Here is an 18,404-nt window from a genome sequence, read left to right as displayed (position 1 = left end):
CGCTTATCGTTAATAACTCCTGCTTCAATCGTTTATTGAAAATCATAAAGCAGTCACTCCGCACGCATTTTTTATAGAGGCAGGCAAGCGCAATCAAAAGTGATTGTTCGCCGTGTCTAGGCTTGATAACGGCAGCGACGTCTAAGACTTGAGGCTCTAAAACAAGGTTTTGCAGCGCAGTGAGGTAACTCGCGGATTGACGCGGGATACACAGTTGAATGAGTTAGATAATTGAAAAATTGGATCCAGAATATACCCGTACTTTAGGTGGGTTATTAACGAAACAACCGGGTGTTCCTATAATTAAATAGTGGTTTTTTATCTACCGTCAACATGTGAAAAACTCGCTCAGGGCCGATCCATGCGCAGTACTTTGCGCCACCAGGGTTGCTCCCATGTTTGAGACGCAGGCATGACATCTGGCATGTCGCGCAGTTTGATCAATTGTTCGCTTTGCCAATGAAGCAGACACAGACTTTTGCCAGGCCACTGCATCACCCTAATGCTGGGCTGTCCGGTTTGCGGAGCTTCGCGCAGGGGCTGGCATGACATCGTGGGTCAGCCAGCGACGCAAGGCACGGTTTTCCGGGACGTAATGGTGAACCAGCATCGCGTAGGCACCGGACTCACTGAGCAACAGTTGCTTGCTCCAATGACCGTTGGCAAACAGCCAGGCGCTGCGGTACTGATCCGGGTCGAGCTTGCAGATAGAGCGCTGATCCAGAGCTTTGCCCATCAGGCGTGCCAGGTCCCGCAGACAGAACCAGCCCTGCCCTTCAATCATCAGGGCGCGCAGCATGCGTTGGTGGCGGAGGAACAGTAAGGTATCGAAACAATCGGCTGGACGGGTTGGCTGGGGTTGAAGAGCTTGCATCCGTTTAACTCCGTTCGATCAGGACTTGCCACCTTTACCCGATGAAGGGGTAAGGGTGGCAGTTGTGCGAGGGTTAGCGAACCGGTCTCAACAAAACATAAACGCACCGGCAGACCCGAAGGTCTCCGACGCACAACCGCCATAACGTATGTTTCAAGCGTAGATGAACACCTGAAAAATTCCGCAGGAGATATGTTTTATTGAGGTTCGGGTCGCTAAATCCGGTCGCTTGTTTTGAGCAACGCAGCGGAGCCTAGCGATCTGATCAGCTCCCCGCAAGGCCTTATAGACTGGGGCTTTTAAAGAAAATTATCGCTATCAGGCAACGCTTTAAATGACGTAGGAAAGCTCCGGAACCCACCCGATAAATCCAGAAACTATAGGAGCGACCGGGGGTGGAGCGCCACCGAGCACCCCGAGGCCGCGCGGAGTGTCAGACGGTACGCCATCGCGGCCTCGCGATGCTCGTGCGCTCCGACAGAAGCGTGTTTGCACTCTCAGAAAAGATCGAAGCTGAAGCTGGCCCCACGCTAGCAATCCAAAAAAATCCACCGCCCCCCTCTTACACATCCGATCGAATCCAAATACCTGCCGGTTCCTGAATTTTTCGGCCGCTGGTCAATTTTCCGGAACGGCGCTTCTCCTCGATTGCTCTCTTTTCTGTGGCCACGCAGATGACCACATAGCCGTTTTGGCCAAAATAAAGTTGAGGATTAAAACCATGTTTATGCATAACCAACGTTTGCAATACACCGTGCGTGTAGCAAGACCGGATCCGGGGTTGGCTAATCTTCTACTTGAGCAATTTGGTGGGGCCCAAGGTGAATTGGCAGCCGCCGCGCGCTATTTCACGCAAGCCCTGGCCGAGGAAGATGCAGGCCGCAAAGACCTGTTGATGGACATCGCTACGGAAGAGCTGAGCCACCTGGAAATCATCGGCTCGATCATCTGCATGCTTAACCGCGGCGGTAAAGGTCAATTAGCCGAAGGCGTACAAGAGGAAGGTGAGCTGTATCGGGCGATCAATGGCGCCGGTAACGACTCACACATCACCAGCCTGTTGTACGGCGGCGGCGCGCCGCTGACCAACTCGGCCGGGGTGCCATGGACTGCCGCCTACGTCGATACCATTGGCGAACCGACTGCCGACTTTCGTTCCAACATCGCCGCCGAAGCACGGGCCAAGATCGTTTACGAACGCCTGATGAACGTCACGGATGATCCAGGTATCAAAGAGGCATTGGGATTCTTGATGACCCGGGAAATTGCCCACCAGAAATCGTTCGAAAAGGCGCTGCAATCCATTCAGCCGAACTTCCCGCAAGGCAAGCTGCCGGGCATGCCGGAATTCACCAACGTTTACTTCAACATGTCCAATGGCGGCCCTGACCTGCGCGGCCCATGGAACGAAGGGGAGGAATGGGAATACGTCGAGTCGCCAGAGCCTGCTGTAGACGGCGGCGACGGCAGCGCCTCGGTGGTGTTGTCATCTGACGATGAAGAAGTGCTGCTCAACCTGAAAAACCGAACCATGTCCGATCCGGAGTCAAACCCGATCACAGCCGCTGATCTGGGCTCCGGTTTTGTACAGGGCAAGGACGCTTGATCGCAATCCAAAGCAATGATCCGCTCATTAAAGTAAGGAGGTCATCATGGATTTACCGGAACACTCGCCCCATCAGGATTTCGAATCGCTGGAGGTCAAACCTGCGGTATTTGATTCAACGCTGAAAAGCTTTGATCAATTGGCGCTCAACCTCAAACGCGGCTTTCGGGTGAATCAAACACTCCACAGCCTGCGTACACTCGGGCAATTGACCCGAGAGCTTCAATCGAAATCTGGTAGCAGTTATGCAGCAATCAGCTATCGGTCAGGCCCGCCGCCAGAGTAAAGACCAGTGACGCACTGCATTAAAAAAGAGCAGCCCCTTACCGGACCTGCTCTTTTTTATTCATTCACAGACGCTGAAAAAGGGCTCAAGCCGTGTAGCGATGCGGCCGGTGATTAACGGCGATGATCAGGTTGAGCACGATGGCGCCCGCAATGGACGCCAGCAGTATTGGCAGGCTCACGAGGTACAGCGAACCCAGTACGACGAGTACGTCCACGACCATTTGCAATTTGCCCGCGCGCAGACCGATGCGGTCCTGCAGATACAGCGCGAGGATATTGATCCCGCCCAGGCTTGCCTTGTGACGGAACAGAACGATGAACCCAAGGCCCATCATGATGTTGCCGAACAACGCCGCGTAGATAGGCTGCAGTTGATCGATATGGATGAACCGCACGTGCAGTTCCGAGAACACCGACACCAACGCTACCGAGCAGAAGGTCTTGATGGTGAACGCCCAACCCATGCGGCGGATAGCGAGGTAATAGAACGGCAGGTTGATGAGGAAGAACGCCACACCAAATGACAAATGGGTTGCGTAGCTGAGCAGGAAGGCTATCCCGGCGCTGCTGCCGGTCACCCCTCCCACCTGGCGCAACATCATCACCCCGAAGGACACCATCAACGTGCCGATGACGATCGCAAATATGTCTTCGAAAGTGGAATGCTTGACGGTTTGCGTGGCGGCGATCTGGGTCATGGCGAACTCTTGAAAGGCGTAAGGATGAATAGCAGGCAAGCAGAGCACTGCAAACCAAAGCGCGCGTAGATTACCCAATAAAAGATTGATTTGCGCGTAAATTATAAATATATGCGTATAACGCGCACCAAATACCAGATTACGCGCCATTTACGCACCAGATCGCACTGCAGTGGTGCGGCGCGAGGCGCAAGACCGGAACCACCGCATCAAGCCCTCTCGGCAACAAGTTACCTCCTACCCGACACCGCGCCAGACGGTAGGAGCGAACTTGTTCGCGAGAGGCGTCAGACCGGAACCACCGCATCAGGCCCTCTCGGCAACAAGTTACCTCCTACCCCGAACCGCGAACGATGGCATCGGTGAGCATTGTCAGGCAGGATTACCGCCGCTTTATCACTTAACTTTCGAGTGTTGCCTGCCATGAATAATAAGAAACGTTGCATCACCGCTACCCTGCTGTTCGGCTTCTCCGGCTTGGCTCTGGCGCAGGATTCAGGCTCTCACCTGGACAAGGTGTTGCAGTCAGGTGAGTTGGCCGTTTGCACCACCGGTGATTACAAGCCCTACACTTTCCTGCGCGAAGATGGCGAATATGAAGGCATCGACATCGAAATGGCCCGCACCCTGGCGCAAAGCCTTGGGGTGAAAATCCAGTGGGTACCGACCACCTGGAAAACCCTGATGCCAGACATGCTTGCCGGTAAGTGCGATGTGACCATGGGTGGCGTGTCGGTCACGCTGGAGCGCCAGAAGAAAGCCTTCTTCAGTGATACGCTGGATGTTGACGGCAAGATCCCCCTGACCCGCTGCGAAGATCAGGCGCTGTATCAAACCATCGAGCAAATCAACAAGCCGTCCGTACGTTTGATCGAGCCCGCTGGCGGAACCAATGAAGCCTTTGTTCGTGCCCACCTGCCAGCGGCGCAGTTGGCTTTCCATGACAACAAAACCATTTTCCAGGAGCTACTGGACAAGAAAGCCGACGTGATGATCACTGATTCATCCGAAGCCTTGTACCAACAGAAGCGCATGCCGGGGTTGTGCGCGATCAACCCCACGCGCTACATGCAGTACGGCGAGAAGGCCTATCTGCTGCCACGGGACGACATCACCTGGAAGGCCTATGTCGATCAATGGCTGCACCTGAGCAAGGCGACGGGGACGTATCAGACCGTGGTCAGTCATTGGTTGGCAGTGCCGGGGCAGTAAGAAGAACAGCGCCTATCAAACAATACTCAACCTTCTGATTTGGGATGCTTTCTAACTGTAGGAGCGCGCTTGCCAGCGATTGCATCAGCACAGGCGATATATTTATCGACTGAAAGATCGAATCGCGGACAAGCGCGCTCCTACAGGAAATACACTCCAGCACCACTCCCGACGGGACAGCATGAACTGGCTTCGTTCTTGCTTTGTCCGCAGCATCATTCCGATCGTCGAGCTCGACTCCTATGAAAAATATGAAATACAGCGCTACAGCCGCCCTGCTCTTTGGGCTGTCGAGTTTTGCCCTGGCGCAGGAATTGCCGTCTCATCTGGACAAGGTGCTGCAGGAAGGACAACTGGCGGTGTGCACCACCGGGGATTACAAACCGTATTCTTTCCTGCGCGAAGACGGTGAATACGAAGGCATCGATATCGAACTGGCGCGTTCTCTGGCGCAAAGTCTGGGCGTAAAAGTGCAATGGGTTCCGAGCACCTGGAAAACGCTGGTGCCGGACATGCTGGCCGAGAAGTGCGACATCGCCGTCGGTGGCATTTCGGTAACGCTTGAGCGCCAGAAGAAGGTCTTCTTCAGCAGCACGCTGGACGTCGACGGCAAGATCCCGTTGGCGCGCTGTGAAGATGTGGCGCTTTATCAAACCATCGAGCAGATCAACAAGCCGACGGTGCGCCTGATCGAACCGGCAGGCGGCACTAACGAAGCCTTCGCCCGTGCGTTCCTGCCCAATGCGCAATTGGCCTTCCACGACAACAAGACGATCTTTCAGGAGTTGCTGGATAAAAAAGCCGACGTGATGATCACCGAAGCGTCCGAGGCGCTCTACCAGCAAAAACGTATGCCGGGCTTGTGTGCGATCAACCCGACCCACTCTCTGCAATACGGTGAAAAGGCGTATTTGCTGCCACGGGGCGATGTGGCCTGGAAGAGCTACGTCGATCAGTGGCTGCACTTGAGCAAAGCCACTGGCGCGTATCAGAAAACTGTCGGTAACTGGCTGGCAGTGCCGGGGCAGTAAGGCTGGCAAAAACCGGTAGGAGCGAACTTGTTCGCGAGAGGCTTGATGCGACGTAACAGACACGCCGCATCACCAACAAGTTGGCTCCCACAGGGTTGAGGTCTATTGCAGGACACAGTCATGTCAAAGACACTACGACGTGCTACTGACCTGTCGGACCTGCCAGATGAAAACCAACAAAAGCATTACCCGGGCGTTCTGTGTCGAGCTTCAGGAAGAGGTGTCGATCAGTGCTGCGCGTCGGGAGTACTTTTCCCAGGAAGAGCCTCGGCAGCGTTTCGAGTTTCTCTGCTCCAGTGAGCCCTGTCGCAAGCTGGGGGCAAAGATCACGGGCGTGCGCTATGACGTGAAGCCTCAGGACAATCCAACGTTTGTGTCGGCCCACTTTCGCGCCAATCCACATTCCGATCACCACCCGGATTGCGAATGGATTGATGAGCTGGCTGAAGAAAACCAGCCGCCCGCTGATACCGAAGAAACCGAGCCGCAAACACGCATCCGCAAGGCCAAACGCAAGCTCGATGACTATATCGATGTCTTTGACCCCACGATAAAAACGCCACGTATAGAAAAGAGCAAAGAAGCCAAGCCTGCTGCTGTTGCGGTGCAGGTAGCGGACGAACCGCTAACCGTTAAAACACCCGCCGCAAAACCACCTCGCGACAGTGAAACGCGCACCAACAATCTCGAACGGCTCGTCGACAGTTATCGCCAGGCCAAAGCGCAATTATCCGCCGATGACTTCAAGCTGCTGACCTTGAAGATTCCCGGACAAGGTGAACTGGCGTTGCGCTCCTACTTCCGGCATATCAAATACGCGAAGCTGGGCGATAACGGGCGGGTGCTTTACGGCGGCGGTTTGATGGAGCGTTATGGGCTGGGCTTCAAGTTCAAGTTCTTTGACCGCCTTGAGGGCAAACTGGTGACGCTGTATGTGTCGCCTGCACAGATGAAAGCGTACCGCTCCAGCCGATACATCAGCGAATTGCTGAGCCATGCCGAAGAGGTGAAGTTCTTTACGGTGTATGCGCTGGGGGAAGTGAGCGAGAGCCCGTCGGGCAAGAGCATCAGTTTGAGCGTGGAAGACTTGCGGCACCTGGTGATTGTGCTGGGGCCGACGAAGGAGACAGATTCTGATCAATAAAGAAAATCTGTAGGAGCTGCCGAAGGCTGCGAAAAGGGTCTGTCTGACACTCCCTCTTCGCAGCCTTCGGCAGCTCCTACAAGATCACGGGATCAACGCATCAAACCTTGACGATCCAGCCCGCTGGCGCTTCAACGTCGCCCGACTGTACGCCGGTCAGTTCTGCGTAGAGCTTGCGGGTAACAGGGCCGACTTCGGTTTCGCTGTAGAACACATGCAGCTTGTCCTTGTAGGAAATCCCGCCGATTGGCGTGATCACCGCAGCGGTGCCGCACGCGCCGGCTTCCTTGAAGTCAGCGATCTTGTCGATGAACACGTCACCTTCAACGACTTTCAGGCCCAGGCGGCTCTGCGCCAGCTCAATCAACGACAGACGGGTGATACCCGGCAGCACGGATGGCGATTTGGGCGTGACGAAAACGTCATCTTTAGTGATGGCGAAGAAGTTGGCCGAACCGACTTCCTCGATCTTGGTGTGGGTTTGCGGGTCCAGATAGATGGCATCCGCAAAGCTCAGTTTCTTGGCCTCGGAACCCGGCATCAGGCTGGCCGCATAGTTACCGCCGACCTTGGCTGCGCCAGTACCTTGTGGCGCTGCGCGGTCGTAGCCGGAGATCACGAAGTTGTTTGGCTTCAGGCCGCCTTTGAAATAGGCACCCACCGGGATACAGAAGATCGAGAAGATGAACTCGGGTGCGGTACGCACGCCAATGTTGTCACCCACGCCGATCACGAACGGGCGCAGGTACAGCGCGCCGCCGGAGCCGTAGGGTGGGATGAAACGCTCGTTGGCAGCAACGACTTTTTTGCAGGCTTCGATGAACACATCGGTCGGCACTTGCGGCATCAACAGACGCCCACAGCTGCGCTGCATTCGCAGTGCGTTCTGGTCTGGGCGGAACAGGTTGATGGAGCCGTCCTTGCAGCGATAGGCCTTCAGGCCTTCGAAACACTGCTGGCCGTAATGCAGCGCGGTGGAGCCTTCGCTGATGTGCAGCACGTTGTCTTCAGTCAACGAGCCCTCATCCCATGCGCCATCGCGCCAATGAGAGAGGTAGCGCATATCAGTTTTGATGTAGTCGAAACCCAGAGTGTCCCAATTAATGCTGTCGTGACTCATAACGCCCTCTTTCATTTAGCGGCTGCCTGGACGAATCAGGCCATGGCCGTATTCTGCCAGATCATCCGCGGCTTGCGGCCCGAAAAACACATAAACCTTGATACATGTTCAATCTGGCGATCGGGTTTTACCCGCGTCTGGTGCCAGGCAATCAGCAAACAGCTTGTGCAGCGGCAAGTCGCGCTGGCTGCGGCGCATCATCAACACCACTTCGCGGTAAAACGTGAGGTCGCCCAGGCTGATCACCTGCACTCTGGCATCGCGCTCCAGCCACAGACCGGCGCGAGGAATCAGAGAAATCCCCAGCCCGCTTTCAACAAACTTGACGATGGCGTCCAGCTCGTCCAGCTCTAGCGCTACATGCACCTCAATCTGCTGCTCACGCAGAAACCGGGTGACCTGACGCCCACCAAACGACGCGCGGTCATAGCGCACATGCGGCTGTTCAACCAACAGTTTGAGCAGGTCAGTCTCTTTGAGATCCTGCGGAACGATCAGCACGAAGGGTTCAGTTTCCAGAACTTGCACATACAACTCTTTGGGTAACTCGAACGGCGGTTTGATCAGAATTGCCACATCCAGCTCACCGGCATCCAACTGGCTGAGCAAGTTCAATGACACACCCGGCACAAGCTTGGCCTCAACTGCGGGAGCGCGACGCCTCAACCGCAGCAATGCCTGAGGCAGAAAGCCGGTTTGCGCACTGGCAATCGCCCCGATTTTCATTTCACCGCGATATTCCTCGGGGTCCACTGGCGTCGACATGCGGTTGAACAGCTCGAACATTTCCTGAGCCATGGGCAGCGCACGAATACCGGCCGCATTAAGAATGGCCTGTCGTCCGGTGCGATCAAACAAACGCACGCCTAGCGCCCGTTCGAGATTCTTGATCTGCGAGCTGACCGCCGACTGGGTCAAACCAATGTGCATACCCGCTGCCGCGAACGTGCCGTAACGAGCCACGGCCAAAAAGGTTTTCAATTCACGCAGCATGATGCACCGCCCCATTGATCGAATTTATTTGAGCTGAGCAGTGAATATATCCGCTTTGTATAAATTTATTCTTATCTAAAATAAATCGTCTTCAATAGCCTTCTTCATAAAAAAGGATATTTACCGTGAGCCTCGCCCCCTTCCATTTGGCAATCCCCGTTTACGACCTGGCCGCCGCGCGCCACTTCTACACTGAAGTGTTCGGTTTCACTGAGGGTCGCTCAAGCGATCATTGGGTTGATTACGATTTCTACGGCCACCAGTTGGTGATCCACGAACACCCTAAAACCGCCTCGCAGGAATCGGCAGGCACTAACGTCGTGGACGGCCATGACGTGCCGGTGCCTCACTTTGGCGTGGTGTTGAATTGGGAAGACTGGGAAATCCTGGCGGAGCGCATGCGCTCACAGGGTATAAAGTTCGTGATCGAACCTTATGTGCGCTTCAAGGGCGAAGTGGGCGAGCAAGCCACCATGTTCTTCTTCGACCCCTGTGGCAACGCCCTGGAATTCAAGGCGTTCAAAGACATCGGTCAACTGTTCGCCAAGTAAGGCAAGCGCTGGTGCCGTGCCACTTGCTCAGTGACTCAGCACCAGCCGCTTGAAGCGTGTCAGGGTCTTCATGTTCATGTGCCGCAGCGGGATAGAGCGCAACAGGCTCCAGGCGTGTCTCTTGTCTGAGACCACCGCGTATTTGAGCGCCTTGTGCACGATCAAGGTTCTGCCCTTGTGATAATCGCGATGCGACTTATAAGGCGCGATGGTCTGCAGATCAGCGTCGAGTAGCACTTTGTATTTACGCGAGAGGTTATTCGCGTGCCGACGATAGCGGGTGACGCATACCGGCAACACGTCAATGCCATAGCCCTGATGAGCAATTTTCAGGGTCATCTGGAAATCCTGAACCCTGATATTCGGATCATAGAAACCAGCGGCCTTAATTGCATCCAGCCGATAAAGCGCGACCGGCGCGCCCACCACAACGGCACCACTGAGTACTTGCTCAAATTTGAGATATTCAATGTAGTCGCGATGCTGACGCTTGGTATCTCTACCCTCACTGTCCATATATATGATCAATGCACCAACACATCCCACATGGGGATGCTTGTCCAGATATTCAGCGCGCACTCTCACAGACTCGGGCAACATAATATCGTCCAGATCCGGGGTCGCAACATAAGTCCCCTTGGCGTATCGCATGCCGTGATTAAGAGCAGCACTGACACCCTGGTTTTCTTGCTGGTAAAGCTGAAACGTATACTTTGACTGAAGTGATTGCAGCAGGGCGAAACTGTTATCCGTCGAACCATCATCCACGACAATAACTTCGAAGTTCTCATAGTCCTGGGCAAAGATACTTGCCATGGCGTCTTCAAGAAACTTTTCCGCGTTATAGCAAGGCGCAACAATCGAGACGAGAGGCTTAGCGAGCGGCTGTTCTATGGAGAATTCGGTCATCATCACATTTCGGAATGGTTTCAACGAAAGCGATTGTAACGATCCTGAGTAATCAACGCACGTTGGTTATAGAGAATTGGTTTAACAGGGCGAACGTATCGCTGAAGAGCTTGTCGGCTCGATGAGCCTGGGTTGGGCTCCCAGACGCGGTCCTGGCCAGCCTTCCCTCCCAGTCATTACTTTGACAGCCGTTAAACCCTGCCTTTCCAGCCCCTCCATTGAAGTCATTAATTTGACTTGCAAACTCTCTCGATTACGCTCAGCCCGTGACACGCCAGACAGGACCTTCCCGCCTTACTCGACAGAATGAGCAAACTCGCCATGGAAACAGGCATTAACGTAGCCAGTCCGGTCGCCTCCCACGCTGTTGATCGCCGCGTGATGCTGGTGTTGTTCTTTTTGCCGGTCACCCTTCTGGTGCTGGCAACACTGGCCATAAACGGCGGCATGCTGATGTACACGCTGGACGATCCGTATATCCATATCGATCTGGCCAAACGCATCTTCAGCGGTCATTACGGTATTAATCCCGGGGAATACTCAGCCCCATCGTCCAGTATCCTCTGGCCCTTTCTGCTGGCGCCTTTTACCCCACTTGGCAATTTCATGCTGTGGGTTCCTCTGCTACTGAACATTGGCTTCTCGTTTCTGACCTGCTCACTCTTCAACCGCCTGTTGCCAGAGATCAGCCTGGTTCACCGTTTGTGCATCCTCGGCGGATGGTTTCTGGCAACCAACTTCTACGGCCTGATTTTCAACGGTATGGAACACTGCCTGCAGATCTTTCTGGTGACAGTGATTGCACTGGGCGTGCTGCGCAAAGAGTTTTACAGCGAACAGGTGACCGGCAATGCTTTGTATCTGGCCATTCTGGTGCTACCGCTGGTGCGCTACGAAGGGCTGGCGGTGTCTCTCCCCGTCTTGCTGTATCTGCTTTGCAAAGGGGAGCGCCTGAGGCCGCTGGTGTACGGGGCGGTACTGGTCAGCGCCGTGGCGCTGTTCTCGATGTTCCTGGCCAGGCTAGGCGTGGGTTACCTGCCCTCCTCGGTCATCGCCAAATCAGACACCACCGGGTTGTCGTCCATCGCCATGAACGCCATCGGCCAGTTTGAAAAGTATGGCTGGATCATCGTGGCACTGCTGGTCATGTGCGCCTTCATGCCAAACCGCAAGCTGCTGATCATGCTGCTGATCACGGTGACAGCGCTGCACGCGCTGTTCGGCAAGAACGGCTGGTTCGGCCGTTATGAAATCTACTGGCTGACCTTCCTCGGGGTGTTTTTCCTGCACCTGTGCATCACCCGTCTCAAGGCGCGCAGCACGGCCTTTATCTTCGCCCTGCTCCCCTTGGCCTTCGCACAACTGGTGTACACCACCCTGAGCACGCCACTGGCCTCAGCAGCGGTGTACAACCAGCAATACCCGATGTCACAGATAGCCCAACGACTCAATGCGCCCGTGGCCGTCAATGACCTTGGCCTGGTCGCGTTGAACTCAAGGCAATACGTGCTGGACCTCTGGGGGCTGGGCAACCTTGAGGCCCTGAAACTGCGCAAGACAGAAACTGGCCCCGGCTGGATCAAAGACCTGATGGACCGCAAGAACGTGCACTACGCGTTTATCTACGAAGAGTGGTTCCCCGAACGCCCGGACAACTGGATCAAGGTCGGTGAACTGCAAATGCATGTGCCCAAGATCGCGACCGCGTTCAATCACGTTGCGTTCTACGCCACCGACGAACTCTCGGCGCAGACCCTCAAGGATGTCATGCAGACGTATGCTCTGGAGCAGCCGACAGGGAAATATGAGTTTATCTTCGAGAATCGGTAGCCCGAAAAAGATAAAGGCAAAAAAAAACCCCGCGGCTCAACCGAGCCTCGGGGTTTTTTGTTTTCAGGCGGGCCTGGATCAGAAGGCGTAAGTCACCAACAGATCTTTGGTCACCTGAAAGTCCACCGACATCATGAAGCTCAGAGCACTGATGGTGAAGATGGAGAATACGAACAGCTTACGGGCCCAGACAGTGTCATCCACTGCCTTGTAGCCTTTCCAGGCCATATACAGCCAGTACATGCCCATGCCCGCAGCGACCGCCAGATAGTTGAGCCCGGCGTAACCGCCAAAGGTCAACATCAAGGTGGCTACCAGGAACGCCAGGATGTAGAGCAGGATATGACGCTTGGCGACTTTGATGCCGCGCTCAACCGGCAGTACCGGAATCTTCGCAGCCAGATAGTCGTTGAAACGGAAAATCGCGATGGCATAGGAATGCGGCATCTGCCAGAGGCTGAACATCACCAGCAGGGTCAGTGCCGCAAAGTCGAAGCTGTTGCTCACTGCGCAGTAGCCAATCACCGGAGGCATAGCCCCCGACAAGCTACCGATCAGCGTGCCGTGTACCGACTTGCGCTTGAAGTACAGGCTGTAGAAGCCGACGTAAATCACGAAGCCAATCACTGCAAGCAATGCCGCGAGCGGGTTGGTTTTGGTGTACAGCAAACCAACCCCGCCAACACCCAGAATCGTTGCGTAGAGCAAGGCCAGTCTCAACGAGACCAGGCCTTGTACCAGCACGCGGTTCTTGGTGCGCTCCATCTTCTGGTCGATGTCACGGTCGATGCAATTGTTGAAAACACAACCGGATGCAACGACCAATGAGGTGCCTATGACTGCGGCCAGGAACATGCCGAAGTCAATTTGCCCTTTGGAGGCCAGAAAAAAGCCACCTGCCACCGAAAGCACGTTACCGAAAATGATCCCCGGCTTGGTGATTTGGATAAAGTGCTTAAGGGACATCAGGGTTACCTCATTTAGCCATCATGACGGTGTGGATGCTGAACATGATCCACAACGAGAGGCCGACCAGCAGAACGATGACCAGCGCAGTGAACGCAAATGCGAACACGTTATTGCGCTGAGCCTCCGAACGATCCAGGTGAAGGAAGTAGCGCAGGTGAACCAGCACCTGCACTACAGCGAACAACAGGATAGTCACAAGCGTAGCTGACTTGGACATGATCGGGTACATCACTACGCCGAACGGGATCGCGGTGAGGATCACGGACAGGACGAAGCCAATCACGTAGTCCTTAACGCCATGGCTGTGATCTTCAGCAGAGATATGCGCGTGTGCGTTAGCCATTTACAAAGTCCCCATCAGATAAACAACGGTGAAGACGCAAATCCATACTACGTCCAGGAAGTGCCAGAACAGGCTCAGGCAGCTCAGACGAGTAGCGTTGGTCGACGTCAGGCCGCGAGTCTTGACCTGATACATCATGATGCCCATCCAGATCAGGCCGCTGGTCACGTGCAGGCCGTGAAGGCCTACCAGTGCAAAGAAGCCCGACAGGAAGCCGCTACGGCTAGGGCCGTAGCCTTCGACGATCAGGTGATGGAACTCGTAGATTTCCATCGCGATAAAGCCGGCACCGAACAGGAAGGTCAGGGCCAACCAGCCCAGCACTTGACTCTTCTTGCCCTTGTGGACGGCCAGCATTGCAAAGCCGTAAGTAATACTACTGAACAACAGGAACGCGGTTTCGACGGCCACGAATGGCAGTTCGAAAATGTCGTGCCCCGAAGGACCGCCCGCTACGTTGTTGACCAACACCGCGTAGATCGCGAAGAAGGATGCGAACAACACGCAGTCGGTCATCAGGTAGAGCCAGAAACCGTAGACGGTCATTGGCCCCGCATCGTGGTGATCATGCCCGTGGTCGTCATGACCGTGGGCATCTCCTGGATTCAATACTAAGTTCGACATGTTTAAACCTGTTCCAGTGTGGATTTGCCAGGCGTGTATGCACCCTGAGCCACGAGGACCTTGTGCTGCTCACCTTCGATACGCGCCACTTCTTCAGCGGGCACCATATAGCCTTGATCGTCACGTGCGGCGTGGATGACGAACGAAACAACCGTCGCCGCCAGGCTGGCGATAGCCAACCACCAGATGTGCCAGATCATGGCGAAACCGAACACTGTCAACAGCAGACCCATTACCAGACCGGTCGCAGTGTTGTTCGGCATGTGAATAGCCGAATAGTGAGCCGGTACGCTGTAAGCAGTGCCGTTGCGCTTGGCCGCGGTGAATGCATCCAGCTCGTCGGCTTTAGGCAGTTCAGCGAAGTTGTAGAACGGTGGCGGCGAAGACGTCGACCATTCCAACGTGTGGCCATTCCATGGGTCGCCAGTCAGATCACGATTCTCTGGCTTGTTGCGGTCACGGATACTGACGAAGATCTGGATGAGCTGGCATGCGATACCAACGGCAATCACCATTGCACCGACCCAGGCGATGTCCAGGTACAGGTTCCAGGCCGGGTTATCAGTGGTGTTCAGACGACGAGTCATACCCAGGAAGCCCAGGAAGTACAGCGGCATGAACGCGATGAAGAAACCGAAGAACCAGCAGTAGAACGCAGACTTGCCCCATGTTTCATTCAGCTTGAAGCCGAACGCTTTAGGGAACCAGAACGCGAAGCCAGCGATGTAACCGAATACCGCACCGCCGATAATGACGTTGTGGAAGTGAGCGATTACGAACAGGCTGTTGTGCAGTACGAAGTCAGCACCAGGGATCGCCAACAGAACGCCGGTCATACCGCCGATCGAGAAGGTGATCATGAAGCCCAGGGTCCAGAGTACTGGCGCGGTGAAGCGCAGACGGCCCTGGTAAATGGTGAACAGCCAGTTGAAGAGCTTCACACCCGTCGGTAGAGCAATCAACATTGTCGCCAGACCGAAGAAGGCGTTAACGCTGGCACCGGAACCCATGGTGAAGAAGTGGTGCAGCCATACCATGAAGCCCAGCACGCAGATCCCGCCGCTGGCGTAGATCATCGACTTGTGGCCGAACAGGCGCTTGCCGGTAAAGGTAGAGATGACTTCCGAGAACACACCGAACGCCGGCAGTACCAGGATGTATACCTCAGGGTGACCCCAAGCCCAGAACAGGTTCACGTACATCATTGGGTTACCGCCCAACTCGTTCGTGAAAATGTGGAAGTCCAGGTAACGGTCAAGCGTCAGCGCTGCCAGGGTAGCGGTCAGGATCGGGAACGAAGCCACGATCAGAACGTTTGCCCAGGTGCAGGTCCAGGTGAAGATCGGCATTTCCATCAACTTCATGCCAGGCGCGCGCATTTTCAGCACGGTGACGAGGAAGTTGACACCCGTGAGCGTTGTCCCGAGTCCGGATAGCTGTAGCGCCCAGATGTAGTAGTCGACCCCCACTCCAGGACTGTAAGCCAGACCGGACAGAGGCGGGTAAGCAACCCAACCGGTTTTGGCGAACTCGCCGACACCCAGGGAGATGTTGACCAACAGTACGCCGGACACCAGGAGCCAGAAGCTCAGGGAGTTCAGGAACGGGAAGGCAACGTCACGGGCACCGATCTGCAACGGCACGACGATGTTCATCAGGCCGGTGAAGAATGGCATCGCCATGAAGATGATCATGATCACACCGTGAGCGGTGAAGATCTGGTCATAGTGCTCAGGCGGCAGATAGCCTTCCGAGCCGTTCTGGGCCAAAGCCAGCTGGGTACGCATCATCACGGCGTCGGCGAAACCGCGCAACAGCATGACCATGGCAACGATGATGTACATCACACCGATCTTCTTGTGGTCGACTGACGTTAGCCATTCGGTCCACAAGTAGGTCCACTTTTTGAAATAGCTGATCGCCGCGACCAACGCAATGCCACCCAGCGCGATCATCGCGAGGGTGATCATGACTATTGGCTCGTGATACGGGATCGCGTCCAGACTTAATTTACCAAACATCGTTTACTCCTCTGCCCCAGCAGCTACATGCTTACCCATGTCCATCCCGACCTGACCGGCTTGAGCCGACTCTTCAGCAGTACCTTCCTGCTCGTGAGGGTTTTTCTTGCCTGGTTTCATGCCTTCGTACTTGTCGATGACGGCATTGAACAGATTCGGAGTGACCTCGGAGAACAGCTCGACCGGGTTACGCTCGCTCGGTTTGAGCAAAGCAGCGTATTCCGAAGCTTCAAGCTTTTTAGGTGAACTCTTGACTTCGGCGACCCAGGCGTCGAAATCTGCCTTGGAGGTTGCGGTCGCCTTGAACTTCATGCCGGTGAAACCCGCGCCGCTGTAGTTGGCGGAGATACCGTTGAACTCATGGTTCTCGTTGGCGATAAGGTGCAGCTTGGTCAGCATGCCCGCCATGGCGTAAACCTGGCCGCCCAGACCCGGGATGAAGAACGAGTTCATGACCGAATCGGAAGTAATCTTGAAATTAACCGGAGTGTTGGCAGGGAAAACGATCTTGTTGACCGTAGCGATGCCCTGTTCCGGATAGATGAACACCCATTTCCAGTCCAGCGAAATCACTTCGATGGTGACCGGCGGTACGTCGGATTCGATCGGACGATACGGGTCCAGTGCGTGGGTAGACTTGTAGGTGATGTAGAACAGCACCAGCAGCAGCACCATCGGGATGCCCCACACTGCAGCTTCGATCTTGGTCGAGTGAGACCAGTCAGGCGTGTAGGTAGCAGCCTTGTTCGAAGCGCGATATTTCCAGGCGAAAATGATCGTCAGGAAAATGACCGGGATTACCACGATCAACATCAACAGCGTTGCGGTGATAATCAGGTTGCGCTCGTCGAGCCCTATTTGCCCTTTAGGATCGAGCAGAGGCACGCCCTCGCAACCACTGAGCAAAAGCATGCTGAAAAGGGCCAAGAAGCCAAAAAACCTGGGGTACCTTTTTTTACTCATCTCACGACCTCTAAAAGCAAAAGCAGCTTGCGGGTGCAATTGGTTTTCGAACGCCAACACCGAAACCTGCCTGTGTTGGCATATTTTTTGGATTGAACAAAGCCTGTCACGACGCATGCAAAGCGTAACGACAAATCCATATTTATCTTTAATTTCTTATTCGAATGTATGGCATCAAGCCCGGAAACGGGCCAATTCCCTTTGGTGCGGACATTCATGGTGCTTTCAGAGACCGACTGGCACTACCGGCACAGCCTGCGCAAAAGGCGCTTTCTGACCTCAAAAATGCTCAGCGCGGGGTGACCCTGCGCGGCAAGTGCGGGGATTGTAGATATCTAGAAATTTAATGACTATGTTTTTTTTAGCAACAGTTTGTATCAGGATCTGTAAAAATCGAGAATCAGCTCACGAAATTTTCACAAGAAATGCCCCTTTTTGTAGGGGCATTATTTCCTCACAAGCCCTGTAGACCGCGGTATTTGCGCCGGTTACGAATGATGCCGATCGGGACCAGTATGACGGTCAATACAAACGCCACCAGCGCCCATTGAGCGAGTGACAATCCGAGGACTGGCGGATAAGGGGTCGTGCAGAAGCCGCCGACCTGGAATCCGATAGGGAACATCGAGGCCAGCGGTAGGCCATCAACGATGGGTTGCAGGATGTCGATGCCGCAACTCTCGGTAGGGTGCGAAAGGATGTAGACATGACGGCCGGCTGCAACGATGCCGCCTATGGCGCTAAGCACCACCAGTGTTTCAAGCGCGGTGATGCTCCGGCGGCCAGGCATGGCTGCGCCGATGAAAGCGAAGATTGCGATGAACAGCAGCGCATAGCGTTGCAGGATGCACAGAGGGCACGGGGCCTCGCCCAGCACGATCTGCATGTACAGTGCCCCGCCGATCAACGCCAGGCAGATAACGCCCAGCAGGACCAGGAAGCGCTTTTCGCGTTTTAGGTACAACATGTTGTCGCTCATTCACATACCTTTCGAAAGGATGTCCATTCGGACCGTTCGATCAATGCCGGAGGCGTATAACAGTGCCCTTCAGGGCAGACACCGGATTGTAAAGGCACAGCGCCCCGATCGCTCGCGATAATCAGGGGCCATGAAGGACAACTCAAGCCTGCACCCGCCATATGGCCATATTTGGCAGCCCGATGGCGTTCGACGTGCGAGTTCGGCGCTTGAGCAATGCACCTACGCCAAAAAACGCATCCTTCTATA

Annotated in this window: 17 protein-coding genes and 1 pseudogene; 7 read left to right on the top strand and 11 right to left on the bottom strand. The window is 54.9% G+C overall.

Annotated elements, in window-relative coordinates:
• Positions 1 to 348 precede the first annotated feature (348 nt).
• Positions 349 to 874: pseudogene (locus tag ACYASS_RS15655) on the bottom strand (BRO-N domain-containing protein).
• A gap of 721 nt (positions 875 to 1,595) precedes the next feature.
• Between ACYASS_RS15655 and ACYASS_RS15650 the strand changes: the two are divergent.
• Positions 1,596 to 2,480, top strand: a complete 885-nt coding sequence (locus tag ACYASS_RS15650; RefSeq protein ID WP_463586794.1) for a manganese catalase family protein — start codon at positions 1,596 to 1,598, stop codon at positions 2,478 to 2,480.
• A gap of 46 nt (positions 2,481 to 2,526) precedes the next feature.
• A complete protein-coding gene (locus ACYASS_RS15645) occupies positions 2,527 to 2,766 on the top strand; it encodes a hypothetical protein (protein WP_463586793.1) in 240 nt (79 codons plus the stop codon).
• Between the two features lie 85 nt (positions 2,767 to 2,851).
• On the opposite strand, the gene ACYASS_RS15640 is transcribed toward ACYASS_RS15645, so the two are convergent.
• Positions 2,852 to 3,466, bottom strand: a complete 615-nt coding sequence (locus ACYASS_RS15640) for a YitT family protein (RefSeq protein ID WP_463586792.1) — start codon at positions 3,464 to 3,466, stop codon at positions 2,852 to 2,854.
• Between the two features lie 423 nt (positions 3,467 to 3,889).
• Here ACYASS_RS15640 and ACYASS_RS15635 point away from each other — a divergent pair, with 423 nt between their 5' ends.
• The 3 genes from ACYASS_RS15635 (at position 3,890) to ACYASS_RS15625 (ending at position 6,853) form a co-directional block, all read left to right on the top strand.
• Positions 3,890 to 4,678: a transporter substrate-binding domain-containing protein gene (locus ACYASS_RS15635; RefSeq protein ID WP_463586791.1), complete on the top strand. Its 789-nt coding sequence runs from the start codon at positions 3,890 to 3,892 to the stop codon at positions 4,676 to 4,678.
• A 242-nt stretch (positions 4,679 to 4,920) separates the two neighbouring features.
• Positions 4,921 to 5,709, top strand: a complete 789-nt coding sequence (locus ACYASS_RS15630) for a transporter substrate-binding domain-containing protein (RefSeq protein WP_463586790.1) — start codon at positions 4,921 to 4,923, stop codon at positions 5,707 to 5,709.
• A 166-nt stretch (positions 5,710 to 5,875) separates the two neighbouring features.
• On the top strand, positions 5,876 to 6,853 hold the full coding sequence (locus ACYASS_RS15625) for an ATPase (protein ID WP_463586789.1): 978 nt from the start codon (positions 5,876 to 5,878) through the stop codon (positions 6,851 to 6,853).
• A gap of 100 nt (positions 6,854 to 6,953) precedes the next feature.
• Here ACYASS_RS15625 and ACYASS_RS15620 read toward each other — a convergent pair whose 3' ends face one another.
• Positions 6,954 to 7,973, bottom strand: a complete 1,020-nt coding sequence (locus ACYASS_RS15620) for a branched-chain amino acid aminotransferase (protein ID WP_243246156.1) — start codon at positions 7,971 to 7,973, stop codon at positions 6,954 to 6,956.
• Positions 7,974 to 8,081: 108 nt separating this feature from the next.
• Positions 8,082 to 8,966 carry a LysR family transcriptional regulator gene (locus tag ACYASS_RS15615; RefSeq protein WP_463586788.1) on the bottom strand — a complete coding sequence of 295 codons (885 nt, stop codon included), beginning with the start codon at positions 8,964 to 8,966 and terminating at the stop codon, positions 8,082 to 8,084.
• 125 nt (positions 8,967 to 9,091) lie between these two features.
• On the opposite strand from ACYASS_RS15615, the gene ACYASS_RS15610 reads away from it, so the two are divergent.
• On the top strand, positions 9,092 to 9,517 hold the full coding sequence (locus ACYASS_RS15610; RefSeq protein WP_463586787.1) for a VOC family protein: 426 nt from the start codon (positions 9,092 to 9,094) through the stop codon (positions 9,515 to 9,517).
• A gap of 27 nt (positions 9,518 to 9,544) precedes the next feature.
• Here ACYASS_RS15610 and ACYASS_RS15605 read toward each other — a convergent pair whose 3' ends face one another.
• On the bottom strand, positions 9,545 to 10,426 hold the full coding sequence (locus ACYASS_RS15605; RefSeq protein WP_463586901.1) for a glycosyltransferase family 2 protein: 882 nt from the start codon (positions 10,424 to 10,426) through the stop codon (positions 9,545 to 9,547).
• Positions 10,427 to 10,747: 321 nt separating this feature from the next.
• Here ACYASS_RS15605 and ACYASS_RS15600 point away from each other — a divergent pair, with 321 nt between their 5' ends.
• Positions 10,748 to 12,256: a hypothetical protein gene (locus ACYASS_RS15600; RefSeq protein ID WP_463586786.1), complete on the top strand. Its 1,509-nt coding sequence runs from the start codon at positions 10,748 to 10,750 to the stop codon at positions 12,254 to 12,256.
• Between the two features lie 78 nt (positions 12,257 to 12,334).
• Here the strand turns inward: ACYASS_RS15600 and cyoE are convergent, their stop codons facing one another.
• The 6 genes from cyoE to ACYASS_RS15570 form a co-directional block, all read right to left on the bottom strand.
• Positions 12,335 to 13,222: a heme o synthase gene (gene cyoE, locus ACYASS_RS15595; protein ID WP_122665367.1), complete on the bottom strand. Its 888-nt coding sequence runs from the start codon at positions 13,220 to 13,222 to the stop codon at positions 12,335 to 12,337.
• Positions 13,223 to 13,232: 10 nt separating this feature from the next.
• On the bottom strand, positions 13,233 to 13,568 hold the full coding sequence (gene cyoD, locus ACYASS_RS15590) for a cytochrome o ubiquinol oxidase subunit IV (protein WP_243246165.1): 336 nt from the start codon (positions 13,566 to 13,568) through the stop codon (positions 13,233 to 13,235).
• Positions 13,569 to 14,192 carry a cytochrome o ubiquinol oxidase subunit III gene (locus tag ACYASS_RS15585; protein ID WP_122665369.1) on the bottom strand — a complete coding sequence of 208 codons (624 nt, stop codon included), beginning with the start codon at positions 14,190 to 14,192 and terminating at the stop codon, positions 13,569 to 13,571.
• 2 nt (positions 14,193 to 14,194) lie between these two features.
• Positions 14,195 to 16,213 (bottom strand): cytochrome o ubiquinol oxidase subunit I, encoded by a 2,019-nt coding sequence (cyoB, locus tag ACYASS_RS15580; protein ID WP_463586785.1) that lies wholly within the window; start codon positions 16,211 to 16,213, stop codon positions 14,195 to 14,197.
• Between the two features lie 3 nt (positions 16,214 to 16,216).
• On the bottom strand, positions 16,217 to 17,176 hold the full coding sequence (gene cyoA / locus ACYASS_RS15575) for a ubiquinol oxidase subunit II (protein WP_463586784.1): 960 nt from the start codon (positions 17,174 to 17,176) through the stop codon (positions 16,217 to 16,219).
• A 454-nt stretch (positions 17,177 to 17,630) separates the two neighbouring features.
• Positions 17,631 to 18,155, bottom strand: coding sequence for a disulfide bond formation protein B (locus tag ACYASS_RS15570; protein ID WP_463586783.1), 525 nt, complete (start codon positions 18,153 to 18,155; stop codon positions 17,631 to 17,633).
• Positions 18,156 to 18,404: the final 249 nt, after the last annotated feature.

It is taken from the genome of Pseudomonas sp. HP_14 (assembly GCF_055283875.1).
Note: the sequence above shows the minus strand (reverse complement) of the source record. Positions and strands in the feature narration are given on the sequence as shown.